Annotated in this window: 24 protein-coding genes; 18 read left to right on the top strand and 6 right to left on the bottom strand. The window is 33.5% G+C overall.

Going from position 1 to position 26,656, the window contains the following annotated elements; all coding sequences use genetic code 11:
- Window positions 1-17 precede the first annotated feature (17 nt).
- Complete coding sequence (locus UH7x_RS14385; protein WP_482360618.1) at window positions 18-1,301, top strand: ATP-binding protein; 1,284 nt, start codon at window positions 18-20, stop codon at window positions 1,299-1,301.
- Window positions 1,302-1,310: 9 nt separating this feature from the next.
- Entirely contained in the window at window positions 1,311-1,709 is a 399-nt protein-coding gene (locus tag UH7x_RS14380; protein ID WP_482360617.1) for a response regulator, read from the top strand.
- On the opposite strand, the gene mazG is transcribed toward UH7x_RS14380, so the two are convergent.
- On the bottom strand, window positions 1,706-2,482 hold the full coding sequence (mazG, locus tag UH7x_RS14375; protein WP_482360616.1) for a nucleoside triphosphate pyrophosphohydrolase: 777 nt from the start codon (window positions 2,480-2,482) through the stop codon (window positions 1,706-1,708). The two genes, UH7x_RS14380 and mazG, sit on opposite strands and share 4 nt — an antisense overlap.
- Window positions 2,483-2,606: 124 nt before the next feature.
- On the opposite strand from mazG, the gene UH7x_RS14370 reads away from it, so the two are divergent.
- The 5 genes from UH7x_RS14370 to UH7x_RS14350 all read left to right on the top strand — a co-directional run bounded on the left by UH7x_RS14370 (window position 2,607) and on the right by UH7x_RS14350 (window position 6,926).
- Entirely contained in the window at window positions 2,607-3,638 is a 1,032-nt protein-coding gene (locus UH7x_RS14370) for a DUF3500 domain-containing protein (protein ID WP_482360615.1), read from the top strand.
- An 11-nt stretch (window positions 3,639-3,649) separates the two neighbouring features.
- On the top strand, window positions 3,650-4,621 hold the full coding sequence (locus UH7x_RS14365) for an aldo/keto reductase (protein ID WP_482360614.1): 972 nt from the start codon (window positions 3,650-3,652) through the stop codon (window positions 4,619-4,621).
- 8 nt (window positions 4,622-4,629) lie between these two features.
- The gene (locus UH7x_RS14360; protein WP_482360613.1) at window positions 4,630-5,460 is read left to right on the top strand and encodes a sugar phosphate isomerase/epimerase family protein; all 831 of its coding nucleotides are present in this window, start codon (window positions 4,630-4,632) and stop codon (window positions 5,458-5,460) included.
- A gap of 9 nt (window positions 5,461-5,469) precedes the next feature.
- Complete coding sequence (locus tag UH7x_RS14355; protein ID WP_482360612.1) at window positions 5,470-6,357, top strand: SMP-30/gluconolactonase/LRE family protein; 888 nt, start codon at window positions 5,470-5,472, stop codon at window positions 6,355-6,357.
- A 110-nt stretch (window positions 6,358-6,467) separates the two neighbouring features.
- A complete protein-coding gene (locus tag UH7x_RS14350; protein ID WP_482360611.1) occupies window positions 6,468-6,926 on the top strand; it encodes a DUF1569 domain-containing protein in 459 nt (152 codons plus the stop codon).
- An 84-nt stretch (window positions 6,927-7,010) separates the two neighbouring features.
- On the opposite strand, the gene UH7x_RS14345 is transcribed toward UH7x_RS14350, so the two are convergent.
- Window positions 7,011-7,343, bottom strand: a complete 333-nt coding sequence (locus UH7x_RS14345) for a DUF2853 family protein (protein ID WP_482360610.1) — start codon at window positions 7,341-7,343, stop codon at window positions 7,011-7,013.
- 280 nt (window positions 7,344-7,623) lie between these two features.
- Between UH7x_RS14345 and UH7x_RS14340 the strand changes: the two genes are divergently transcribed.
- The 3 genes from UH7x_RS14340 (at window position 7,624) to UH7x_RS14330 (ending at window position 10,710) form a co-directional block, all read left to right on the top strand.
- Entirely contained in the window at window positions 7,624-8,349 is a 726-nt protein-coding gene (locus tag UH7x_RS14340) for an MIP/aquaporin family protein (protein ID WP_482360609.1), read from the top strand.
- 69 nt (window positions 8,350-8,418) lie between these two features.
- Window positions 8,419-9,063 (top strand): GDSL-type esterase/lipase family protein, encoded by a 645-nt coding sequence (locus UH7x_RS14335; RefSeq protein ID WP_482360608.1) that lies wholly within the window; start codon window positions 8,419-8,421, stop codon window positions 9,061-9,063.
- 30 nt (window positions 9,064-9,093) lie between these two features.
- Entirely contained in the window at window positions 9,094-10,710 is a 1,617-nt protein-coding gene (locus UH7x_RS14330; protein WP_482360607.1) for a family 20 glycosylhydrolase, read from the top strand.
- A gap of 80 nt (window positions 10,711-10,790) precedes the next feature.
- On the opposite strand, the gene UH7x_RS14325 is transcribed toward UH7x_RS14330, so the two are convergent.
- The 3 genes from UH7x_RS14325 to ruvX form a co-directional block, all read right to left on the bottom strand.
- Complete coding sequence (locus UH7x_RS14325) at window positions 10,791-11,213, bottom strand: DUF5606 family protein (RefSeq protein ID WP_482360606.1); 423 nt, start codon at window positions 11,211-11,213, stop codon at window positions 10,791-10,793.
- 79 nt (window positions 11,214-11,292) lie between these two features.
- Entirely contained in the window at window positions 11,293-11,883 is a 591-nt protein-coding gene (gene def, locus UH7x_RS14320) for a peptide deformylase (protein ID WP_482360605.1), read from the bottom strand.
- A complete protein-coding gene (ruvX, locus tag UH7x_RS14315) occupies window positions 11,884-12,294 on the bottom strand; it encodes a Holliday junction resolvase RuvX (protein ID WP_482363612.1) in 411 nt (136 codons plus the stop codon).
- A 233-nt stretch (window positions 12,295-12,527) separates the two neighbouring features.
- Here ruvX and UH7x_RS14310 point away from each other — a divergent pair, with 233 nt between their 5' ends.
- Both UH7x_RS14310 and UH7x_RS14305 read left to right on the top strand, forming a co-directional pair.
- The gene (locus tag UH7x_RS14310) at window positions 12,528-13,343 is read left to right on the top strand and encodes a 2,3,4,5-tetrahydropyridine-2,6-dicarboxylate N-succinyltransferase (RefSeq protein WP_482363611.1); all 816 of its coding nucleotides are present in this window, start codon (window positions 12,528-12,530) and stop codon (window positions 13,341-13,343) included.
- Between the two features lie 17 nt (window positions 13,344-13,360).
- Window positions 13,361-14,416: a glycosyltransferase family 9 protein gene (locus UH7x_RS14305; RefSeq protein WP_482360604.1), complete on the top strand. Its 1,056-nt coding sequence runs from the start codon at window positions 13,361-13,363 to the stop codon at window positions 14,414-14,416.
- A gap of 58 nt (window positions 14,417-14,474) precedes the next feature.
- Here UH7x_RS14305 and UH7x_RS14300 read toward each other — a convergent pair whose 3' ends face one another.
- On the bottom strand, window positions 14,475-15,140 hold the full coding sequence (locus tag UH7x_RS14300; protein WP_482360603.1) for a class I SAM-dependent methyltransferase: 666 nt from the start codon (window positions 15,138-15,140) through the stop codon (window positions 14,475-14,477).
- A 142-nt stretch (window positions 15,141-15,282) separates the two neighbouring features.
- Between UH7x_RS14300 and UH7x_RS14295 the strand changes: the two genes are divergently transcribed.
- The 6 genes from UH7x_RS14295 to UH7x_RS14270 all read left to right on the top strand — a co-directional run bounded on the left by UH7x_RS14295 (window position 15,283) and on the right by UH7x_RS14270 (window position 26,642).
- Complete coding sequence (locus tag UH7x_RS14295; protein ID WP_482360602.1) at window positions 15,283-17,175, top strand: glycosyltransferase; 1,893 nt, start codon at window positions 15,283-15,285, stop codon at window positions 17,173-17,175.
- 122 nt (window positions 17,176-17,297) lie between these two features.
- Window positions 17,298-18,107, top strand: coding sequence for a glycosyltransferase family 2 protein (locus UH7x_RS14290; protein WP_482360601.1), 810 nt, complete (start codon window positions 17,298-17,300; stop codon window positions 18,105-18,107).
- Between the two features lie 115 nt (window positions 18,108-18,222).
- Window positions 18,223-19,155, top strand: a complete 933-nt coding sequence (locus tag UH7x_RS14285) for a glycosyltransferase family 2 protein (protein ID WP_482360600.1) — start codon at window positions 18,223-18,225, stop codon at window positions 19,153-19,155.
- Window positions 19,155-19,715 carry an L-threonylcarbamoyladenylate synthase gene (locus UH7x_RS14280; RefSeq protein ID WP_482360599.1) on the top strand — a complete coding sequence of 187 codons (561 nt, stop codon included), beginning with the start codon at window positions 19,155-19,157 and terminating at the stop codon, window positions 19,713-19,715. Before UH7x_RS14285 ends, UH7x_RS14280 begins: the two co-directional genes overlap by 1 nt.
- Window positions 19,716-19,772: 57 nt before the next feature.
- A complete protein-coding gene (locus tag UH7x_RS14275) occupies window positions 19,773-21,194 on the top strand; it encodes a CCA tRNA nucleotidyltransferase (protein ID WP_482360598.1) in 1,422 nt (473 codons plus the stop codon).
- A 588-nt stretch (window positions 21,195-21,782) separates the two neighbouring features.
- The gene (locus UH7x_RS14270) at window positions 21,783-26,642 is read left to right on the top strand and encodes a T9SS type B sorting domain-containing protein (protein ID WP_482360597.1); all 4,860 of its coding nucleotides are present in this window, start codon (window positions 21,783-21,785) and stop codon (window positions 26,640-26,642) included.
- Window positions 26,643-26,656: the final 14 nt, after the last annotated feature.

Genomic DNA, 26,656 nt, shown 5'->3' with positions numbered 1-26,656 from the left:
AATTAAATACTCCACTTTTGACAAAATCCCCTAAATTAAGATATATCATATTTATTGTAACGGTAATTGTTTTAATTTTTGCTGACCAATATATGCTATCTAGTCGACTTGATAATCAAAAGTTAGATGCTGAATTAATTAATTTATCTGGCCGTCAGCGCATGTATAGTCAGAAAATAGCTAATGAGCTGCTTTTTATTGCTCAGAAAACGGACGACGACTCTTATAATACCGAAAGTCTAAAAGCACTAACCAACGAATGGAAATCAGCACATCGAAAATTATATCAGACAAATATAGAGCTCAATGATAACCCATTACTTGATTCACTTTTTTTAATTAGTTCTAATCAATTAGAAAATATGTCTGAGGCTAGTCTTCTTTTTCAACAAAATCAAAGTGATAGTGTTTTACAATTTTCGATAAAAACTATTTCAAAACTTAAAACACCTTTTCTATTGAACATGGAAGCCATTGTTTCTGAATATCAAAGTCTAGCAGAACAAAACTTGGTGAAAACAAAAAATGCGCTATTTTGGTTCTCTTGGTTCTCATTGATAGTATTAATTGCTGAATTTACCTTTATAATTATTCCCTTTTTAAATAAATTACAAATTAAAAATGTTGCCTTAGAAAAAGCCAATATTCAGCTGGAGTCATTTGCAGATATTGCATCTCATAATTTGAGAGCGCCTGTTAGCAACCTAAATTCATTACTTCAAATCTATAACTCATCGGATAACATTCAAGATAAAGAAACAATATTTACAAAAATTGAAACCGTTATACACAACTTAACTAACACACTTGGTAATTTATTAGAGTTTTTAAAAATTAAGAATGATACCGATATAGAAATTGAAACTATAAAACTTCAAGATGTTTTTGACACAACTAAAGACTCATTGTCTGATGTTATTTTTCAAACTTCAGCATCAATAAAGGCTGACTTCAGCTCTGCACCAAATGTAAAATTCAATACGGTTTATTTAGAGAGTATTTTTCTAAATATAATTGGAAATTCTATAAAATTTAGAGCTAACAACAGAATACCAAAAATTATTATACAATCTGAAACTTACAAAAAGAAGACCAAAATCACCTTTCAAGACAACAGTTTAGGTATAGACTTACAACGGCATGGCAAAAAGCTTTTTGGGTTAAATAAAACTTTTCACAGACATCCTGAAGCTAACGGTATTGGACTCTATATGACAAAAATAAAAGTTGAATCTCTAGGTGGTATAATTTATGCAGAAAGCGAAGTTGACAAGGGGTCAACATTTACAATACTAATTTAATTGGAACAAATGATAAGGCCTTTACATGTATGTATAATTGACGATGACGAAATTCACCAATACGCTTTAAAAAGAGCATTAAAAGATATAGAAATACCTCAAGAAATTTCGACTTTTTCTGATGGTGAAGAGGCTATTAAATTTATAGTAGATAATATTAACGATATAAATAATCTGCCAGATGTACTTCTACTTGATATAAACATGCCTATTATGGATGGTTTTGATTTTATGGAAGCCTACGTAAAATTAAACATAACTAAGAATATAACCATTTATATGGTTTCTTCTTCGGTAAACCCCAACGATATCGAACGTGCAAAACAATTCACTCAAATATCCGATTATATTATTAAACCAGTAGCTGCTGAATTACTCAAAAATATTCTTACAAAAGCTGATAGCTAATCGTTATTTTTAGACTCTTCCCAAAAAACATCCATTTCTTGAAGGCTCATTTCACTTAATGATTTATCTAATCCTTTAGCTTTCTCTTCCAAAAACTGAAATCGTTTAATAAACTTTTTATTGGTTCGCTCTAATGCATTTTCAGGGTTTATTTTTAAAAATCTTGCATAATTAACCATAGAGAACATAACATCACCAAACTCTGCTTCCATTTTATCCAAATCAGCAGATTTAACCTCATCTGTAAATTCTTGGAGCTCTTCTTGTAGTTTTTCAAAAACTTGTTCAGGCTTTTCCCAATCGAAACCAACACCAGCAACTTTATCTTGAATGCGATTTGCTTTTACCAATGCAGGCAAACCATTCGGCACTCCTTCTAATACACTTTTCTTTCCTTCCTTTAACTTTATTTGCTCCCAATTACGTTTTACATCTTCTTCATTCGCAACCTCAACATCTCCATAAATATGTGGATGCCTATTTATCAATTTTTCACATATGTTATTTGCTACGTCTGCTATATCAAAATCAGCCCTTTCAGAGCCGATTTTGGCATAAAAAACGATGTGTAAAAGCACATCACCAAGTTCTTTCATAACTTCCTCCAAATCATTATTGAGAATAGCATCACCCAATTCATAGGTTTCTTCTATTGTTAAATGACGTAAACTTTGCATAGTTTGTTTTTTATCCCAAGGGCATTGTTCACGCAGCTCATCCATTATAGTTAGCAAACGATCAAATGCTTCTAACTGTTCTTTTCTATTGTTCATCGAAAGGTGTTTCCGCAAAAGTACAAATACAGACACAGACAGTGTGCTTAATATTTACTACTTTAGAAGTCGTTTTATATTGAAATTTATTTATTCAATTAGATTAACAAACCTTAATTAACTAATGAAAACCAAACTATCTAAATTATTTTTTGTTCTTTTTTTTATTACCATTAATATATCAGCCCAGAATATTACCGAAAAAGCAAACCTGTTTATAGCTTCGCTTTCTGATGACTTAAAATCAGAAGCAATTTTTTCTTTAGATGATGAGGAACGTTATAACATGAAATATATACCCATATCTAGAAAAGGGCCCCGTTTTCATGATTTTAATGAAACACAAAAAGCAGCTGCAATCGATTTACTAAAATCTTCATTGAGTGAAGAAGGTTTTCGAAAATCGAAAGATATAATGTCGCTTGAAAAAGTGCTTCGCGTTATTGAAGATGACGACAATGATTTAATGCCTGATGGAAGGCCACGAAGAGATCCTTTAAATTATCACTTCTTAATTTTTGGCAATCCTGCATCGGGCAACCCATGGGGATGGAAATTTGAAGGCCATCATCTTTCCCTAAATTTCACTTCTTCAGATGGTAAAATATCATCAGCCACTCCAATATTCTTCGGCACTAATCCAGGTCTAATTAAAATAACAGGTCACAAAGAAAAAGAAGTGCTTAAAAAGGAAACCGAATTAAGTTTCAAATTAGTAAATTCACTATCGTCAGCACAATTAAAAAAAGCAAAATTCGCAGATATTGCACCCGAAGAAATAATTACTACAACTATTAGAAAGGTTGAAAATTTTGAACAAAAAGGAATTTTTTATAACGACTTCACCGCAACTCAAAAAGGTATTTTTAATGAATTGCTCGATTTGTACATGAACAATTATGAGAAGAATTTCTCTGACGAATATCGTGCGAAAATCAAAGAGGCCGGAATTGAAAATCTTTCATTTTCTTGGGCAGGAAGTTTAGTTCCTGGCACTCCGAATTACTGGTGCATTCAGGGTCCTGTTTTAATAATCGAATATGACAATACACAAACAGATTCCAACCATGTGCATACAGTTGTTCGCGATCCAACAAACGATTACGGAGAAAACACTTTAAAGAAACATTACGAAGAAGGACATCATAAAAATTAGAATTAAATTATATGAAATATAGAAGGTTCGGAAGAACAAATTGGCAGGTAAGTGAAATTGGATACGGAATGTGGGGAATGGCCGGATGGACAGAATCAGACGATGCACAATCTGCAAAATCACTTGACTTAGCAGTTGAAAATGGTGTCAATTTTTTTGATACCGCATGGGGTTATGGCGAAGGACATAGTGAAGAATTATTAGGTGAACTAGTAAAAAGACATCCGAATAAAAAAATATATACTGCTAGTAAAATTCCACCTAAAAACTTTCAATGGCCAGCTAGATCAGAATATACTTTTGATGACTCCTACCCTACTTCGCATATAACAGAATACACCGAAAAAACGCTTAAAAATTTAAAACTTGAACAAATTGATTTAATGCAATTTCATACCTGGGATGACGGATGGAGCAACCGTGAAGAATGGCAAAGAGCTATAGAAGATTTAAAAACTTCAGGTAAAATTGTGGCCATGGGTATTAGTGTAAATCGCTGGGAACCTACAAACGGAATTAAAGCGCTAAAAACTGGACTAATTGATGCTGTTCAGGTTATTTATAACATTTTTGATCAGGCACCGGAAGATGAACTTTTTCCACTTTGCGAAGAATTGGATATCGCCACAATAGCTCGGGTTCCTTTTGATGAGGGTACATTAACTGGAAACATAACAAAAGAAAGTACGTGGCCCGAAGGAGATTGGAGGGGTACTTATTTTGTACCCGAAAATTTAATTCCTAGTGTTGAGCATGCTGATAAATTAAGACCACTTATTCCTGATAATATGACTATGGCCGAAATGGCTTTGCGGTTCATTACCATGAATAAAAATGTAGGCACTATTATTCCAGGAATGCGAAAAGAACGAAATGTTTTGGCCAATACAGCAACCAGTGATGGCAAAGGATTAAATGAGAGTTTATACAACGAATTAAAATCACATCGTTGGGACCGCGTTCCAACTTCGTGGTCGCAATAAAATAGAAAATGAAAACACGTAGAAATTTTTTAAAACAAGCAAGCATTGCCTCTGCAGGTGCTTTAATACTGCCTTCTTGCGGATTTACAGAGAGCGCACAAAAATACGGAGTGCAATTATATTCTTTTAGAGATGCAATGGCTAAAGACGCACTAGCTACTTTAAAACAAATTGCAGCTATCGGAATTAAAGAAATAGAATCGGCACGCAGCCCTAAAGGCCATTATTATGGTCTTTCACCAGTGGATATGAAAAAGGCTTGTGAAGATTTAGGCATGAGCTTAAAAAGCGGCCATGTGGCTTTAGATGATAATTTTCAAAAAACTATGGAAGAGGCTGTAGCCTCAGGTCAGCCTTATTTAATTTGTTCTTCACTACCAAGTAAGGGGCAAACTATTGACAATTATAAAAAAGTTGCTGATGCTTTTAATAAAGCTGGTGAACAATGCAAAAAATTAGGATTAAAATTCGGTTACCATAATCACGAATATGAATTTGAATCTGATAAAGGCAAAGTACTTTACGATGTTTTAATGGACAATACAGATGCAGATTTAGTGCATATGGAATTAGACCTCGGTTGGATAATTGTTGCGGAAAAAGATCCTTTAGACTATTTTAAAAAATATCCTGGACGTTTTCCACTTTGGCATTTAAAAGATATGAATATGACCGAAAAAGAAAGTACCGAATTCGGTAAAGGCGGTTTGGATATTAAGACGATGCTTCAAAATAAAAAAGCCTCTGGCGTAAAACATATTTTTATAGAGCAAGAAGAATACGCAAGTAAACCGCTTGAAAGCATGAAAGAAAACATGGCATATTTGGCAAACCTTTAAAACGTTAAAATGAAACAGATATATTTATTTGCACTAGTATTAACTTTTTTCGGCTCGTGCAAAGCTCAAAATATTATCGCTAATAATGCTGAACTGACGTTGGTTTCGGATGAATTCAATTTCACAGAAGGGCCCGCAGTTGCAAGAAATGGCGATGTTTATTTTACAGATCAACCTAACGATCGTATTGTAAAATGGAGCGCCGCCGATAATACTGTTACGGAATGGATGAAACCTTCTGGCCGTTCAAACGGACTTTATTTTGATGCTGATGAAAATCTAATTGCATGTGCAGATAACAAAAACGAGTTGTGGCAAATAGATGCTAAAAAAAATGTAACTGTTTTAGTCGATAATTTTGAAGGAAAAAAATTGGGAGGCCCTAATGATTTATGGATTGATGCAAAAGGAGGTATTTATATTACTGACCCTTTTTACAAAAGACCGTGGTGGGATTACACAGAGCCTGAAATAAATGCACGTAGAGTGTATTATGTAACTCCAGAAGAACACAAAGTAATTATTGTTGCAGAGGACTTTGTTATGCCAAATGGCATAATTGGTTCCGCTGATGGCAAAACTTTATATATTGCTGACATTGGAGATAAAAAAACCTATTCGTATAGTATTAATGATAACGGAAGTTTAACCAACAGAAAATTATTTACAGAATTAGGTTCGGACGGAATGACCATTGATAATTTAGGAAATGTTTACATGACCGGTGATGGAGTTACCGTTTTTGATAAAAATGGAAAACAAATTAAGCATATTGATATCCCTGAAAAATGGACGGCCAATGTAACCTTCGGAGGACTAAGCCAGAATATTCTATTCATCACTGCAATGGATTCTATTTACACATTAGAAATGGCGGTAAATGGTATAGGCAAATAGTATTTGCTATATGTTTTAAAATAATCTTATAAAATGTCCTTTTACTTACATTGAATACGTCATTATAATTAGTAATGCTTTTTTAATAACCATATTAAAATAATTTAATCATGAGCTGGAAAAATTTATTTGACGAAAAAGAAACACAAGAAACCATTGTACGGATTAATAACCTAAGCCCTGAGACTAAAGGACAATGGGGCAAAATGAGTGTCGCCCAAATGATGGCTCACTGTAATGTGGCCTATGAAATAGTTTATACAGATAAACATCCTAAACCAAATGCATTTGCAAAATTAATGGTGAAAATTTTTGTCAAAAATATTGTAGTTGGTGACAAACCATACAAGAAAAATTCTCCTACTTCACCTATTTTTAAAATGACGACAGAAAAAGATTTTGAGGTAGAGAAAAAACGTTTAATAGACCATTTAATCAAAACGCAAGAATTAGGGCCAAAACATTACAATGGACTAAATAATCCTGCATTTGGTGATTTGACCGATATACAATGGAACACGCTTTTTTCGAAACATTTAGAACATCACCTTAAACAGTTTGGTGTATAACTTCTTTCGTTTGAACTAAATACAATAAAAAAACGTCTACTTATTTAGTAGACGTTTTTCTTTATTAGGATAAACTCTGTAGTACTATCCTAATTCTTCTTTTAATAAATAATAAAATGCAGGACGACTTTTCATTCGAATACCAGACATTTTATCAGCAACACTTTTGATTGCACTCATAGCTTTGTCCTTATCTGTCACCCCCAATTTTTTCTCTACAAAATTTCTACGAACCGTTTCAAGCTCAGATTCGTCTGTACCAGAAACCAATGTAGCATCTTTATTATTTACCATAGATTTTAAACTATTAACATAGCCATCCAAAGTATCGTTATCGATATTAGAAATACCACATTCAGTTAATTGGCTTGCAGCAGTTGCCTTCAATTTTGCTAATTTTTCGCTTAAATCACTCATTGTAATTGATTTTTATTTATTAATTGAGTTCGTGATTATGCAAGTATTAGACACAAAACATAATCTACCCTAAGTTATTGATTTCTTATAAAAATAATAGAACCCTGGGCTAAAAATTATATTGTTATCACTGTATTTCACAATGATTTAACTAAAATATAGGTATATTGAGTTTTATAGATTGACATTTTTAATTTAGCAATATCTAAATCATTTAAAATACCTTAAATAATTACAATCAAAAGAAAAAACCTCTCTTCAACTTAAACCAACTAAAATTATGACACCTTATCTTTTTGAGTTTATCGGTACTGCATTATTAATCCTTTTGGGTAATGGTATAGTAGCCAATGCTAATTTAAAAAACACCTTTGGCAGTTCAGCTGGTTGGGTAGGAATTACTATTGGTTGGGCCATGGCAGTTTTTGTTGGTGTTTTTGTTGCCGCTGATGCTAGTGGCGCTCATTTAAATCCAGCTGTAACTATTGCTCTTGCAACTGCAGGTAAATTTGCATGGAGTTTAGCACCAGGTTATATTTTCGCTCAAATTTTAGGTGCAATGACCGGGACCACATTAGTATGGTTGAGTTATAAAAAACAATATGAAACAAGTGAAGACCCAGGTGCAATACTAAGTACATTCGCAACAACACCGGCCATAAAAAATACATTTTGGAACTTCTTAAGTGAATTCATTGCAACTTTTGCTTTCATTTTAGCAATATTTTATATCGCTGGCGGTTCGGTTGGCGAAGACACAGTTAAATTGGGTTCTTTAGACGCACTTCCAGTCGCACTATTGGTTTTAGCAATTGGAATGAGTCTTGGTGGAACCACGGGGTATGCAATTAACCCAGCACGAGATCTTGGGCCGAGAATAATGCATGCTATCTTACCTATTGCAAATAAAGGTGAAAGCGCATGGTGGTATGCCTGGATACCCGTAGCTGGTCCAATTTGTGGAGGTGTTTTAGCTGCCATTACATACATGGCTATTGGAATTTAAAGTAATCATATTTTAAGTTCATAGTATCAAAAGATTTATCTTTAAATTTCAAATAACAAATTAGTATTCATGAAACATTTTATTTTAGTATTCCTATTAATAGGGTTTATTTCTAATGCTCAAGACCCAGCACGTTTTTCTGAACAAGTTGAAGCTATTCAACAAAAATATGACACCTTAATAGATACAAGTAAAAAAACAATTGTATTTACAGGAAGTTCAAGTATACGGATGTGGAAAGATGTTCAGAATAGATTTCCTGACAATCAAATAGTAAATTCTGGTTTTGGCGGATCACAGGCCAGTGATTTACTTGCCCATCTTAATCAATTGGTTTTAAACTTTAAACCTGAAAAGGTTTTTATTTATGAAGGTGACAATGATATTTCAGCCAAAAAAAAATCTAAAGATATCATCAAGACTACACATCAAATCATTGAAAAAATAAGGCAGAATAATGCTAATACCGAGGTGATTTTAATTGCAGCGAAACCTAGTATTTCTCGATGGAATTTGAAAAGACGCTATAAAAAATTAAATAGAAAGTTTAAAAAGCTAAGTAAAAAAGATCCACTAACTAATTATGCAGATGTTTGGACACCGATGATTTATAATAAGAATGTTCTGCAAGATATATTCATTGAAGATGGTCTACATATGAATGCAAAAGGATATGATATATGGTATAATGTCATGAAAAACTATATACCTTAGCATTTTAAAACCAAAATCAGCATATATTTTATGAAGTCTTTTTTCACCAAAACGTTATTTACTATTGGATTTTTACTGACCATAGTCTCCTGTACACAAGAAAAGAAAAAACGAGTTTTAAACTTTCCGGAAACTAATTTAGCTACCGAAAATTTAATCCCTAAACCTTTAAAAATGATTCCTACTAATGGGGGGTTTGCTTTAGATGAGTTTACCGCCATTTATACTTCAAAAAATGCTAATGGCTATGAGGAAGTAGGAGAGTTTTTAGCAAAGAAGATAAAAGCCAAAACAAATATTGATGTTCAAGTAAATGTAGATGAAATACCAGGCAGAGAAGGTGTTATTTATATTAATCAAAGTGATAGTCTAGAATTAGATACTCCAGAAGCATATCAAATTTATATAACTTCTGATTCTGTTATTCTTAATTCGAATACCGCTGCAGGTGCTTTTAGAGGCATACAGACATTAAGACAACTTATTCCTGAAGTTAGTTCAGACACTTTAGCTGAATATCCAGTATGGACAATTCCTACTGGTAAGATATTAGATAGTCCAAATTTTGGATATAGAGGAAGTATGTTAGATGTGGCCCGTCATTTTTTTAGTGTGGAAGATGTTAAGAAATACATCGACCTTTTAGCCTATTACAAATACAACGTATTGCATTTACATCTAACGGATGATCAAGGTTGGCGAATTGAAATTAAATCTTGGCCAAAATTAACAGAAGTAGGTGGTAGTACAGAAGTAGGTGGTGAAAGTGGTGGATTTTACACCCAAGAAGATTATAAAGAAATTGTTGCCTATGCAGCAGAACATTTTATGACTATTGTACCTGAAGTAGATATGCCTGGTCACACAAATGCTGCATCTGTTTCATATCCATTTTTAAATGGAAATGGAAAAACTCCAAAATTATATGAAGGAATGCATGTCGGTTTTAGCACTTTTGATACTAGAAAGGATACTGTTTACGCCTTTATTAATGATGTAGTTCGTGAAATTTCTGAACTAAGCCCTGGCCCGTATTTTCATGTTGGCGGTGATGAAAGTCATGTAACAAAGAAAAATGATTACATCTATTTTATGGATAAGGTTGTGGAAATTGTTAAGCAACATAATAAGATTCCAGTTGGATGGGATGAATTAGCTACGGCCAATGTAGATTCAACTTCAGTAGCACAATATTGGGGTTCTAAAGAGAATGCTGAGATTGCTGTTAAAAAAGGAATGAAAATAATAATGTCACCTGCAAAAAAGGCTTATTTAGATATGGAATATGATACCGAATCTAAATTCGGATTGCATTGGGCTGCTTATATCCCAACGGATTCTGCCTACGTATGGTCTCCAGAAGCATACGACGGTATTCCTCTAGAGAATATTTTAGGTGTTGAAGCACCATTATGGTCAGAAACTATTAGTGATATCAGCGAAGCAGAATACTTGGCATTTCCTCGGGCAATTGGCTATTCTGAATTAAGTTGGTCTACAGAAGAAAATCGCAATTGGGAAAACTACAAAGTGCGTTTGGCAAATCAAGCTCCATATTTAGAACGTATGGATGTTCAATATTACCCTTCACCTTTAATTGATTGGAAAAAAAGTAAAAATACTTTTGAAGAAATAAAAAAGGATTAAGAAAAAGAAGGAGAATAAAGTATAACATAAAAAAGCCTAACATTACTGTTAGGCTTTTTTATGCTTTCAACTTTTATAAACTACTCTTCTTCGGAACCTTCTTCTTCTCCATTTTCAGAGAAATCGTTAATTCCATTTTCATGTAGTATGTTATACCACTGAATTACCTTTTTAATATCGCTAGAATAAACACGATCTTCATCATAATTCGGTAATACTTCAAAAAAGTATTCTTCTAATTTTAACTTATCAGATTTATGTGGAATTGCTGTTTTCTCTCCTTTTTCCTTTACTTGAATTTTAAGAAAAACATCACGTAACGGCAACTCTTCTTCTAATGTGTAGATAGCAATCTCAGAAAGTACGCTTACATTATTGCGAAGTCCAACTGTAATTCTTTTACCGTCTATTAAAGACTCTGCTACAAAACCAGCACGGGTTTGTGTAATCAACTTAAACAATCCGGGTTTACCGGCAATCGATAATATTTTATCTAAACTCATTTATTATTTATTTCGGGCCAAACCTTAATTTTTTTAAGGCTGACAAATATGTAATATAAATTGCGATTTAAAAACTCTTTTAACGTCCTTTTTTCATAGCAGGAAATTTCATGCGATATTCTATCTTTATATTTCCCTTAGAAATGTTTGTCAAACGTTTTTTCAATAAGCGTTTTTTCAATGATGATAATTTATCCGTAAAAAGAATTCCTTCTATATGATCATATTCATGCTGGATAACGCGAGCACGTAATCCATCAAAAGTTTCTCTTTTCTCTTTAAAATTCTCATCCAAATAAGAAATAGTTATTGTGTCTTTACGAGTTACATCTTCACGAACATCTGGTATACTTAAACAACCTTCATTAAATGTAAAATCTTCTCCAACTTCTTCTTCTATAATAGCATTAATAAATACCTTTTTAAAATTAGATAATTCATTTTGCTCATCTTTACTAAGACTATCATCGTCTGCAAAAGCACTGGTATCAATAATAAACAAACGAATCGCTAAGCCAATTTGCGGAGCTGCTAAGCCAACACCACTTGCATTATACATGGTTTCCCACATATTGGCAAGTAGCTCATCCAATTTGGAGTAATTACTATCAATATCTTCACACTCTTTTTTCAAGACTGGATCGCCATAAGCTACAATAGGTAATATCATTTACTTTCTATTTAAATATGCCTGTAAAATAAGTGTTGCACTTATCTCGTCTACTAGGGCTTTATTTTGTCTCTTTTTTTTTCCCATTCCTCCAACTATCATAGACGACATAGCCATTTTTGAAGTAAATCGTTCATCTTGTCGTACTATTGGAATTTCGGGTAATATCTCTTTTAACTTCTTTATAAATACTATAATATCAGCCTCCGATTCAGAAGGTTCATTATTCATTTGCTTTGGCTCACCTATGACTATCTGGTCAACTTTTTCGTCTTTAATGTACGTTACCAAAAAAGGTAATAGTTCTTTTGTACCAACCGTGGTTAAGCCCGATGCAATTAACTGCAATTCGTCAGTTACTGCAATACCTGTTCTTTTTCTACCGTAATCCAAGGCCAAAATTCTTCCCAAACGATTTTTATAAAGGTGTTGTGCTGAAATATTCAGCAAAAATAACCCATATTATGTTATATGTATAAATTTGGTCGATGAATTCATAAATGAGCGTGTATATTTGCCAACTTCAACATTAATAAATTTGCAAATAATAACGATATTCGCTGATGCCATGTTGAATGAGCAGGTAAATTCGGTTAATTTAAAATGCCTGTTTGAAATATAAAATAATTGAATACTACTTAAAAATGACAGAACTACAACAAACAATAGAAAAAGCTTGGGACAATAGAGAGCTTTTAAAAGAAGATGCAACTCAAGACGCTATAAGAAAAGTAATAAACCTTCTGGACGCAGGTGAATTACGTTGCGCAGAACCTACAGCAGACGGGTGGCAAATAAACGAGTGGGTAAAAAAAGGAGTTGTTCTATATTTCCCAATTCAAAAAATGGAAACACTAGAAGTAGGCATTTTTGAATACCACGATAAAATTCCATTGAAACGTGGATATAAAGAAAAAGGAATACGCGTTGTACCACATGCAGTAGCCAGACACGGTGCTTACATTTCAGCTGGTACAATTCTAATGCCTAGTTATGTAAACATTGGAGCATACGTTGATGAGGGCACAATGGTAGACACTTGGGCAACGGTTGGTAGTTGCGCTCAAATTGGTAAAAATGTTCACCTAAGTGGTGGAGTTGGAATTGGTGGAGTTTTAGAGCCTTTACAAGCAGCACCTGTAATCATAGAAGACAATGCCTTTATCGGTAGTCGTTGTATTGTTGTTGAAGGGGTCCGTGTAGAAAGTGAAGCTGTGTTAGGAGCCAATGTTGTACTAACAGCATCTACAAAGATTATTGATGTTACTGGCGATTCTCCTGTTGAGATGAAAGGTAGAGTTCCAGCAAGATCTGTAGTTATTCCTGGAAGCTATACTAAAAAATTTCCAGCTGGGGACTTTCAAGTACCATGTGCGTTAATTATTGGTACTAGAAAAGAAAGCACCAATAAGAAAACATCGCTTAATGATGCTTTACGTGAATACGATGTAGCGGTGTAAAACCTTATTTAAGATTAATGAAAATATTGCTCGTACAGCAAAAAATGATTGGTGACGTATTAGTCAGTTCATTGCTGTGCGAGCATATTAAAGAACACTTACCCCATGCTGTTGTACATTATGTAGTTGAAGAGCATACAACTGCTGTAATAGAGCAAAATCCATTTATTGATAAAGTTGTACTTTTTCGAAGAGAATATAAGAGTAGCAAATCCGAGTTCTATACTTTTCTAAAAGCTATTGGGAATGAAAATTATGATGTGGTAATTGATGTTTACGGGAAAATTGAAGGCAATCTAATTTCATTCTTTTCTAAAGCGCCAATTAAAATCTCATACCCAAAATGGCGTTCCAAATTTATCTACAACCATCGTATTCCTATTAAATCTAGACAACCTAAAAGTACTTTTACCACTATTGATGATCGTTTAGCACTACTCGCTCCTATTATTAAAAGTGAATTAGATTTGAATAAAAAACCTAAAATATATTTGAATCAGGATGAGATTAATGACGCTGAAAATTTCTTAATTACGAATAAAATTAATATAGAAAAATCGATTATAATGTTAGGGGTTTTAGGCAGTGGAGATAGTAAAACGTACCCTTTAAATTACATGGCTCAACTTATTGATCTTATTGCAGATCAGACTGATGCAACCCTTTTGTTTAATTATATTCCTTTACAATTAGAAGACGCTCGAAATGTATATGAATTGTGTAATGAAGCAACGAAAAAGCGTATTGCATTTGATACTTTTGCACCTAGTCTAAGAAAATTTTTAGGCCTACTAAATTGTTGTGATTATTATATTGGCAATGAAGGCGGAAGCACCAATATGGCCAAAGCACTAGGCGTTCCCACTTTTTCTATTTTCGCCCCATGGATTGATAAAATTGGCTGGAGTACTTTTCCAGATGAAAAAAATATTGGGGTACACGCTTCTGATTATTTTAATGAGGAATTTGAAAATGTTTCTAAAAAAGAAATCAAAAAGAAATCTCAAAAATTATATAAACTTCTTGACCCTACTCTTTTTCAAGATAAATTGACCGCTTTCTTAGATGCTTAATTTAAAATGCAACCTTTCCTTTAACGCACTCTTTGAATCTTGTTGATCTTAAAATAGATCAATTAAAACTAAAATTGTTTTTCACTAATAATACCTGGTAGGCATCTATTAGAATTTTCCAATCGTTTTTAAGCATATAAGCAATTACAGTTTTTCCTTTACCTCCATTTGGTAACCTACAGTCATCAATTAATACAATCGTATTATCATGAAGTTGGTTTTCAATAGCTATAAATTCTTTTAAATGATGTTCTTGACTAAGTCTTTGTACTTCTAAATCTTTACTATAATCGTAACTATCTAGATACAAAAAATCTACCTTTTCATTAAAGTTCTTTAAAAATTCTAAAGAATCTGATAGATGCACCTTTACAAAATCATTTAAGTTTTGTGCATCTACTTCAGCTTGAGAACCTTTTACTGAATCTTCACTTATATCTACAGAATGCATAAATGCATTATTTTCTTTCGCCCACTTGCCAAATACAATAGTCGCAGCTCCATCACCTTTTGCGCCATTTAACCCGGATCTAGAAGTTCCAGTCTCAACTATCATTTTTGCATTTGTTTTTTCTAAAAGATCTAGCACTTTTTTAAAAGTTATTCTGCGTTTACCGAAATTATATTTAAACGGCATAAAGGGTGTTAGTGGTCGATGTTTTAAGAATTTAACTATAGCATATATCACTACAATTAGAAAAACTATCCAAAGAAAAATATACATGCTTTGCTAACTTTTAGGTTGATTAGAAGAAAAAATAAACTTGGCTAAAAATAAATGATTGGACTCTCGTATCCTAAATTCAGTTAAAATATGTGTAATAAAGTTTATAACTATCTTTGATTCTTAAAAGGATACCTTAAGTATGAGAGTCGGTTTTGATGCCAAAAGAATATTTCATAACAACACCGGACTTGGTAATTACGGTAGGGATGTAATTAGAATACTCCATAAATATACCCCTGTTGATAAATTTATACTATACAATACAAAACCCTCTAAAACAGAACGCCTTAAGATTTTAAATCGTGTTGTGGTGCGTTACCCAAATAGTTGGTTTTGGAGAAAATTCTCATCCTTATGGCGACTTGGTGCCGTTAGTGATCAAATAGCTGCGGATGGAGTGCAAATATACCACGGCCTTTCTGGTGAAACACCCGTTGGACTAAAAGAAAGAGGCATTGCTTCAATTGTTACTATACATGATCTTATTTTCTTGAGTCACCCACACTATTATTTTTGGATTGATAGATTGGTTTACAAAAGAAAATTTAAACATGCAGCTAGAACTGCCGAAAAGGTCATCGCAATAAGTGAACAAACAAAACGAGATATCGTTAAATATCTTAAAATTGACTCCGAAAAAATTAGTGTAGTTTACCAAGGCTGTAACGATGCCTATAAAACAGAGTATAGCAATATTCAAAAAAAAGAAATACTTAAAAAATATAATTTACCCGAACAATTTATTTTAAATGTCGGCACTTTACAAGAGCGAAAAAATGCGTTGGCAATTGTAAAAGCTATAAAAGATAGCAACTACACATTAGTTTTAGTAGGTGGTGAAAAGAAGTATGCATCAAAAATCAGAGATTACATAAAAGAACATAAGCTAACGGAACAAGTAATCTTTTTAAAAAATGTTCCGGTTTTAGACCTTGCCATAATATATCAATTAGCTACTGTTTTCTGTTACCCTTCTATTTGTGAAGGCTTCGGAATACCGATTATTGAAGCTCTTTTTAGTAAAACCCCAGTAATTACATCAAAGGGCAGCTGTTTTCCTGAAGCTGGCGGTTCTTCATCATTATATATAGACCCCTTAGATCATGTTATGTTGCGTGAGAAGATTGATCTTTTATTTAATGACATTCCGTTGAGGAATGAAATTATAGAAGGCGGTTATACCTTTGTTCAGAAATTTACTGATGAACTAGTTGCCAATAATGTTTACAATGTTTACAAAGAAGTTTTATCAGAACCTAATGCAATCGATACTGAAAGAAAAAAACTTTCTGCAGTAATGATTACCTATAATGAAATTGAACATATAGCAGACGTTTTAGAAAATTTAAGTTTCGCTGATGAAATAATAATTGTTGATTCATTTAGTACAGATGGCACCATTGAGTGTATTGAGAAGTGCAAAAATGTTAAACTAATAAAACGACCATTTAAAAATTTTACGGATCAAAAGTCCTTTGCTTTAGAACAGGCGTCTAATGATTGGGTACTTTTTATGGATGCTGACGAAAGAGTAACTAATAATCTAAAACATGAAATATTAGATACTATTAATAACAAACATAAAACTGCAAGTGCTTATTTCTTTTATAGAACTTTTATGTTTAAAGACGAAGTATTGAATTATAGTGGTTGGCAAACAGATAAAAATTATCGGCTTTTTAGAAAGAGTAAAGCAGAATTTACCCAAGATAGAATTGTACATGAAACCTTAATTGTTGATGGAGAATCTGACACGCTAAAACATAAACTCATTCATTATTCTTATAAAAATTACGATGATTATAAAGGGAAAATGGTTAAATATGGCCGGATGAAGGCACAAGAAGAAGCCTCAAAAAGCTACTCTCCTAATATTTATCATTTTGCGTTTAGACCCTTTTATAAATTTATGTATCATTATATTTTCAGATTAGGTATTCTAGATGGTAAAAAAGGGCTAATTATCTGTTACTTAAACGCATACGGAGTGCATGCTCGTTATAAAGAGTTAAGGCGTTTAAAAAGTCAGTAATAGACAGTACCGCTCAATTTTATAGTCTTTTCTTCAGAATATTTTATGGCCTTGCTCCATAAAAGGTTTACAAATTATAATAAGAACATAATTTTTTATTCTTTTTTTAGTTATAGATACGTATGTATTCAACTCAAAATAATAGGAAAAACCTTACAGCACTAATAATTACCTATAACGAAATAGGTTATATTGAAAAGTGTATCGATTCGATTTCATTTGCTGATGAGATAATAGTTGTCGATTCATATAGTACCGATGGCACCTACGAGTATTTAGTGAACCACCCAAAGGTTAAGGTAATTCAAAAGACATTTGAAAATTTCACCAAACAAAAAACCTTTGCACTTGCACAGGCTTCAAACGATTGGATTCTTTTTAATGATGCCGATGAAATAGTTACTAACCCATTACGTAAAGAAATAGAAAATGTACTTTATTCTAAAAATACTGCTAGTGCATATTGGTTCTACAAAAAGTTCATGTTCAAAGATAAACCCTTGAATTTCTGCGCATGGCGCAGTGATAAAAATTATAGACTTTTTAAAAAATCAAAAGTTAATTTTACAACATCTAGAATTGTACATGAAACACTAGAGGTAGAAGGTAAAACTGCAATTTTCAAAGAAAAACTAATTCATTATTCTTATAAAAATTATAAAGGTTATAAGGGTAAAATGCTCTCTTACGGTAGATTTAAGGCCAAAGAAGATTATTTAAATGAAAAACAATTTTCTTACCTGTGCTTACTAATAAAACCAATTTGGAAATTTTCTTATAACTTCTTTATACGACTTGGCTTTCTTGATACTAAAAAAGGCTTAATAGTAAGCTATCTTGCAGCCCTTGGAGAAAATGAGCGCTATATACAATTAAGAAAATTACAAACCGCACCAACTCCTGTTTTCAATTATAAGCACATAGAAGCGTAAATCTCATATTACCTTTATCATTTACCATTTTCCACATCCCTTTCACCCTGTTTAAATAAACTCGGGTATCTTTGTCGCAGTATAACTCACTATTTCTATTAGTTTCGTTAACGACATGCTGAATAACCCTTGTGAAATTTCGATAATTATTATCAACTACAATTCTTCAGAATACACATTAAAATGTGTTGAAAAAGTACTGGAGAAAACTACCAAAGAAATAACTTTTGAAATTATCGTTGTAGATAATGCTTCTGAAAAAGCAGATTTTGAAGTTTTAAAATCTTCACTTTTACAATTAAATTCAGAAAAAACTAATCTTTTAAGGAGCAGAATAAATACTGGTTTTGGTGGAGGTAACATGCATGGTGTTCAACATGCCAAAGGCAATTATTATTTGTTTTTAAATAACGACACCCTGCTCATAAATGACTGTTTATCCATATGTTATGATTTTTTAAGAAATACATCAGATGCTGCAGTTTGTGGAGCTCAAATATTTAATGAAAAGCAAGAAAAACAGGTGAGTTTCGATCACTTTACATCTTTTTGGCGTGAAGTTTTTGGAAAGCAATTTGTTGAAAAATTATTCTCAAAACCTAATAGAAGAAAAGAATACACAAATCCCATTGCCGTAGATTATGTAAATGGAAGTTTTATGTTTTTTAAAGCCGAAGACTTTAATGATGTAGGAGGCTTTGACACCAATCTATTTTTGTATTATGAAGAAAGTGATATTTGTTATCGTCTAAAACAAAAAAATAGAAAAACTTATTTCATTCCAAATGCTGCCTATTTACATTATCAAGGAAAAAGCATTGGTAAAGCTGTGATGCCCTTAGCTACCAAAATAGAGCTAAAAACATCACTATTTTATGTGATTCGCAAAAACTATGGTTATTTCCATTATCAAATGTTACGCTTAGTTTTTATTCTCAGATATGGTCTAACTGCTATCATTAAACCCAAATATATTAAACTTTTTACTCGAATTTTAATCGGACTCCCGTTAGGAAAATCAATAAAACATAATCAGAAAATTTACTAATGATTGACGAAATTAATAAGGCCGTTGATGTTCTCAAAAACGGGGGACTCATACTCTACCCCACTGATACCGTATGGGGCATCGGTTGTGATGCTACAAATGAAGAAGCTGTAAAAAAGGTCTACAAATTAAAAAAAAGAAACGATTCTAAAGCTTTAATTTGTTTAGTTGCTAACGATTTTATGTTGGAAAAACATATAACCAAGGTACCCGAAGTTGCTTGGGACATAATAGATATCGCCGATAAACCAACCACGATAATTTTCGACAATCCCAGGGGTATCGCAAAAAACCTAGTTGCCGATGATAATTCGTTAGCAGTACGCATTGCTTCCGATAAATTCTGCCAATATTTAATAAATAAGTTTAAAAAACCTATTGTATCTACATCAGCTAATGTATCACAATCTCCCACTCCTAAATCTTTTACTGAAATAAGTGAGGATATTTTAAAAGGCGTAGACTATGTGGTAAATTTGAACCGCGATAAACAGAACGGCGTTCCATCAGCCATTATCAAATTGGCAAATGACGGTACGGTTAAAATAATTCGCACATAAATATTTTTTCTAAAAACGGTAAAACTATAAAACACCGGTTTAGTACTATTAAAACTTATGAGTGTACCACATTATAAAGAAGCATTACAAAATCCAATTTTTAAGATTATTGCCGATGCTGCAAAAGAACTTAATATAGACAGCTATGTAATCGGTGGTTTTGTTCGCGATTATATTTTACAACGAGATAGTCCAAAAGATATTGATATAGTGGCTGTGGGTAGTGGAATAGAACTTGCTCAAAAAGTTGCTTCAAAATTAAGTGACAAACCACATGTTTCTGTTTTTAAAAATTTCGGTACAGCGATGGTAAAACATCAAGATATAGAAATCGAATTTGTAGGCGCAAGAAAAGAAAGCTATCATAGAGATAGCCGTAAACCTATTGTGGAAGATGGGACCTTAGAAGATGATCAAAAAAGAAGAGATTTTACGATTAACGCTCTTGCTATTTCATTAAATGAAAATAATTTTGGTGAATTATTAGACCCTTTTAATGGTGTATCAGATTTAGAAAAAGGAATTATCAAAACCCCACTAGAACCAGGAATTACGTATTCTGATGACCCTTTACGAATGATGCGTGCCATTCGATTTGCTACGCAATTAAATTTTACAATTGAAGCCCAATCGCTAAAAGCCATTACAGAAAATAAGGAGCGAATTAAAATAATATCTAATGAACGTATTGTTGATGAAGTTCATAAAATAATGATGAGTAATAAACCATCTAAAGGCTTTGGTTTATTACATAAAACAGAATTATTAGCATATATCTTTCCCGAATTGGTCGCATTGCAAGGTATAGAAGAAATTGAAGGTCAACGACATAAGGATAATTTTTGGCACACACTTGAAGTGGTAGATAACATAGCTGAAACTACAGACAATCTATGGCTGCGATGGGCAGCTTTATTACACGATATTGGCAAGGCTCCCACCAAAAAATTCCATAAAAAAATTGGTTGGACCTTTCATGGTCATGAATTTGTTGGTTCAAAAATGGTTTATAAGTTGTTTAAACGTTTGCGAATGCCATTAAATGATAAAATGAAATTTGTTCAAAAAATGGTGCGTATGAGTTCACGACCCATTGTACTTGCCGAAGATTATGCCACAGATTCTGCTGTTCGTAGATTGGTGTTTGATGCTGGCGATAATGTTGAAGATTTAATGACGCTTTGTGTAGCCGATATCACTACAAAAAATACGAGAAAACAGGAAAAATATAAAAGTAATTTTGAGCTAGTACGTAAAAAAATAATTGAAGTTGAAAATCGCGATCAAGTTAGAAATTTTCAACCACCAGTATCTGGAGAAGAAATAATGAAAACATTTAATTTAAAACCTTCAAAAGAAATTGGTATTATTAAAGAAGCGATAAAAGAAGCTATTCTTGAAGGTGAAATTCCTAATGAATACGAAGCTGCCAAAAAGTTTATGTTGCTGAAAGGCAAAGAACTAGGACTTAAAAAATAGTGCTTTTCTTGTTTATCAAATCAAGCTTTAAAAATATAAGATACAGCAAATAATTTATTCAGTATATTCAGCTATTCCATTCAGCGAATCCCAATTAACAAACCATTGCAAAAACGGTATGCCCTGTTCAGATAAAGATCATCAACTTAATAGAAGATCTGAGTTTATTGTTATTGAAAAATAAGTGATGGCCTACATTTTAATCTCCATTTTTCATCCACTTATTTTCCTTCAATTTAAATATTCCTAAAACCCATAATAAGGTCTAAATATTTCTGTATTGCAAGATTATTGATTGAAATATCAATTATAAGCTTTTTCTTACAATATGTATTTCATCGATGAACCCCCATGACTACTGGTCTAATTGCTAACCACATTTTTCTGGCTTTTCACAACAAATACAATAGAAACCGCCAACAAAAATAAATTTCTTCATAAGCTCCCATATTATATTTGTTAAAACCATTAACACATTAAGTTACGCTTAATGATAAAACATAAATGAATTTTCTAAAATAATTCATTTACTATATAAAAAAACCCCGTATTGAATTCTGATTTCAATATTAATTTCACTTTCAAAATATGAAAATTTCTAATCTATTATTGTTAAGAAAAAACTCATTTTTTATCATCGCTATAGGTGCTTTTCTATTCTCACAACATGCGGCAGCGCAATGCAATGGTCCTGCTAATGATTGTGATAATGATGGAGTCTTAACCTTAAATGACCAAGATGATGATAACGATGGAATATTAGATATTGTTGAGACCGATGGAAATGAACTTAACGGTGATGAAGATGGAGACGGTATTCTTAACTGGATGGACAATACTGATAATGGAAATGCTGGTGACGGCTCTACAACCGACTATACAGATACTAATAGTGATGGCATTCCTGATGTATATGATTTTGACAGTGACGGAATTGCAAATCATTTAGACTTAGATAGTGATAACGACGGCATTACTGATACTGTAGAAGCTCAACCTTCTATAAGTTATGTAACACCAGGAATTATAGACCCCATAACAGGTATACCTGCTATAGGATCCGATTCTGATGGAATAGACCCTATTAATAGCGATTTCGATACTCGACCAGACTATTTAGATATCGATAGTGACGATGATGGTATTTCGGATAGTGTAGAATATGGTGTTGAATTTAGTTCAGTTGATTTTACAGTAGATACAGATTCAGATAGTATTCCTGATGAAATGGATGCTTCTTTTGGTGGTACCGATACCAATAGTAATGGCATTGTTGATAGTTTTGAACCGATTGATACAGATGGCGACTTAGTTGTGGATTATCAAGATATCGATAGTGATAACGATGGTATTTACGATACTGTAGAAGCGGGGCTAGGTGCTTTTGATGGCAATAGAAATGGTCGATTTTCTTCAAATGCCACTACAGATACAGACGATAACGGAATGGCAGATGCCACAGAAAGTAATGTGCCTACAAGTACTGATAGCGATGGTATTCCAGACTATCTAGATTTAGATAGCGATAATGATGGTATTCCAGATAATATCGAAAGCCAAACAACATTAGGTTATATCCCTCCTAACAAAGATGCAACTACTGTAAATGCTGGTCTCGATTCAGCATATCCATTAGGAATTTTACCAGTTAATACTGATAATTTAGATAATCCTGATTATTTAGATCTCGATTCTGATAATGAGGCTGGTGATGATACAACTGAATCCGGACTTACCCTAAGTGGTTCCGTAGGCACGAATGGATTGGATAGTAATAGTGAAAACACAGATGATTATTCTGATGTAAACGGTTCTTTTGATAATACTCAAAATGATAATTTCCCTGATACAGATGCTGATATCCAAAATACAGGAGATGTAGATTTTCGGGATGCCATCGATGATGATTTAGACAATGATGGAATTCCAAATTATGTGGATTTAGATGATGATAATGACGGAATTCCAGATGTAGACGAATGTGGACCGGGAGCTTCTATTTCAATACTTAATGATGGAGATTTTGGAGTAGCAAATGTCGGAACAGATACTTTTTTTAATGGTACTGGGAATGGCACCGGTAACCCTGACAACTATAACACATACACAAAATCAATGCCAGCTGGTATTACTACAACCTATGGGTATGAAGCCCCTAGGCCGTCAGATGGTAATTACGCTATTGTTACTAATTCTGTAGGTTTCTCATATGTCGGTACAGAACCAATTCCAGATTTTTGGTTAGATATTGAAGACTTTACAAATGACGCCACTGGTGATTTAGGATACTTTGCCTTGTTCAACGCCGATGGTAACCCCGGTAGATTTTATGAACAAAATGTGAGCAGCTTATCAATTGGCGAGCAATATGAATTTAAAACAGCAATTATAAACCTATTCAATCCAGGGTATTTAAATAATGGCACCAACCAATTTCAAAATAATACTCCCCTTCCACCAAATGTATCTATGATTATTTTAGATAGTGGTGGAGGTATAATTGCTCAATACGATTCTGGAGATATTGCCAATGATGGAACATGGAAACAAATTTCCGTAGTATTTACAGCTACCGATACTGATATAACTGTAGTAATTGAAAATAATTCAGCAGGAGGTATTGGAAATGATTTTGGAATTGATGGCATTTCACTTCAATTAATGTGTGATTTCGATGGAGACGGTATACCTAACCTCCAAGACTTGGATAGTGATAATGATGGTATTCTAGATATTTATGAAGGTGGTGGTATCGACACTAATGGTGATGGAATTGTAGACAATTTTACAGATACTGATAATGATGGATTAAACGATGCCCAAGACAATATTGATAATGGGTCCGGTTCTGGTGAAATCAGTAATGGCACCCCTTATGCTTATCCAAATACAGATAATAACGGTAGCGTTGACTTTTTAGATATCGATGCTGATGACGATGGAATTGTAGATAATATTGAAGGTCAATCAACTATTGGATATAATGCTCCACTAAATGCAGATGATGATAAGGATGGTATTGACAATCAATACGATATTGATTTCATAGGCAATAATGCGTTCACCCCTGTAAATACTGATGGTGATACATTGGAGGACTTTAGAGATTTAGATTCAGATAATGATACAATTCCCGATTTAATTGAAGGATGGGATACAAATGCCGATGGTACTGCAGAAACAAACCCTATTCTTGTTGATGCTGATGGGGATGGTTTAGATGATGGTTTTGATGCTGATATTTTGACTGTTAATCCTACAAACGGGCAAGTGCCAACCGATTTCCCTAATGTGCAGCAACCTGGAGGTGATAGAGATTGGAGACAAGGAATAGATAACGATAATGATGGAATTCCCGACACAGTAGATTTAGATGATGATAATGACGGGATACCTGATACTTTAGAAGGAGATATTGATACTGATGGTGACGGTATTAAAGATAGTTTTGACTTAGACTCAGACAACGACGGAATTCCAGATATTATAGAAGCTGGAGGTACTGATGAAAATGGCGACGGTCAAGTAGATAATTTTACCGACACCGACAATGATGGTCTCAATGATGAACAAGATAATATTAATGGTGGACAATCCGGTACTGAGCTTACTAATGGAACACCTTTACCAAATCCAGATTCTGATGATGATGGTATTGATGATAGAATTGATTTAGATGCTGATAACGACGGTTTACCTGATGTTTTAGAAGCCGGAGGTAGCGATATAGACGGAGATGGGATAATTGATGGATTTACAGATAACGATTTTGATGGCTTCTCGGATAATGTAGATACCGATGATGATAATGTACCAGGAGAACTTGATGGTGGGCAAGCCTTGCCAATACCAGATAGCGATTTAGATGGTGTTGATGATTATTTAGACGTAGATTCAGATAATGATGGCATAACAGACGTTACAGAAGCTGGTGGCGATGACTTAGATGGTAATGGCCGAATTGACAATTTCATTGATGCCGACAACGATGGCTTTGCTGACAGTGTTGATACTGAAGACAGTACAACGCTTGTAGCTCTTGATGGAACTGGAACTCAACTTCCTCGAGATGATTTCGATAATGATGGAACACCAAATTATTTAGACATTGATTCTGATAATGATGGTATTACTGATGCTACCGAGAATAGTGGTGGTGACGATAATGCTGATGGTGAAATCAATGGTTTTACAGATTCTGATGGTGATGGACTTAATGATGCCACTGCTGCTTCACCACTAACACCTCCTAATACCGATGGCAATTTAAATGATGGAGTAGATTATTTAGATATTGATGCTGATGATGATGGTTTACCTGATAATATTGAGGCTCAACCAACCATAGGTTATGTCGTGCCGAATGGAACTTCTGCTACAAATGGATTAGATACTGCATACACTATTGGATTTATTCCTGAGGATACCGACGGAGATTTAATTCCTGATTATATCGACCTAGATTCTGATAATGATGGTATTGATGACCTTACTGAAGGTGGTAGAGGTACTTTTACCGATGTAGATACCGATAACGATGGTTTAGATGATGGTTTTGAAGGAGTAAATGTGAATGACCCATATGATACTAATGACGAAATAGAAGATCCAACAACATTACCGGACACTCAATTACCTGGTGACGATGTAGATTATCGACAAGGCTTAGATTCAGATGGTGATGGCGTATTAGATACTCAAGAAATTACGGATGGCACTAATCCTAACGACCCATGTGATTATGTAATAGCTAGTATTACAGAAACTCAAGGTGGAGATTGGTTGTTATCTGATTGCGATGGTGACGGAGTTACTAACGAACAAGAAGTAATAGACGGCACTAACCCAGAAGATTCATGTGATTATGTTTCAGGGAGTATCACAGTTGCTCAATCTGGAGATTATTTAATTGGTGATTGTGACGGGGATGGAATTATAAATGGAGATGAACTTACCGATGGTACTGATCCTTTAAATCCATGTGATCCAGTTCAATTAGCAAGTTATAGTGGTTACGATGCTACAAACGCTATTTGGAGTGCTTCCGATTGTGATGGTGATCAAATATCAAACGGTCAAGAAGTTGTTGATCAAACTGATCCTTATAATCCATGTAGTTCTATTGGTGGCACACCTCCTTCAGGTGAAAATTGCGATATAGAAATTGAAAGTGATCTGGTACAACCAAATCTTAATGATGGCATTTTCCAAATTAACAATATTGAATCTTTTCCAAACAATACGGTTAGAATATATAACCGATGGGGTATACTAGTTTTCGAAACCATAGGGTACACCAGAATTAACTCTTTCCGTGGAATATCCAATGGGCGAGCTACAGTTAAAATGGATGAAGAACTACCAGTAGGTGTTTACTTCTACCTCATAGAATATGAAAAAGATGGAGCCTCTAACACCAAATCAGGTTATTTATATGTTAACCGATAATATCCCCCAACAGT

This window comes from Aurantibacter sp. UH7, assembly GCF_056839165.1.
Note: the sequence above shows the minus strand (reverse complement) of the source record. Positions and strands in the feature narration are given on the sequence as shown.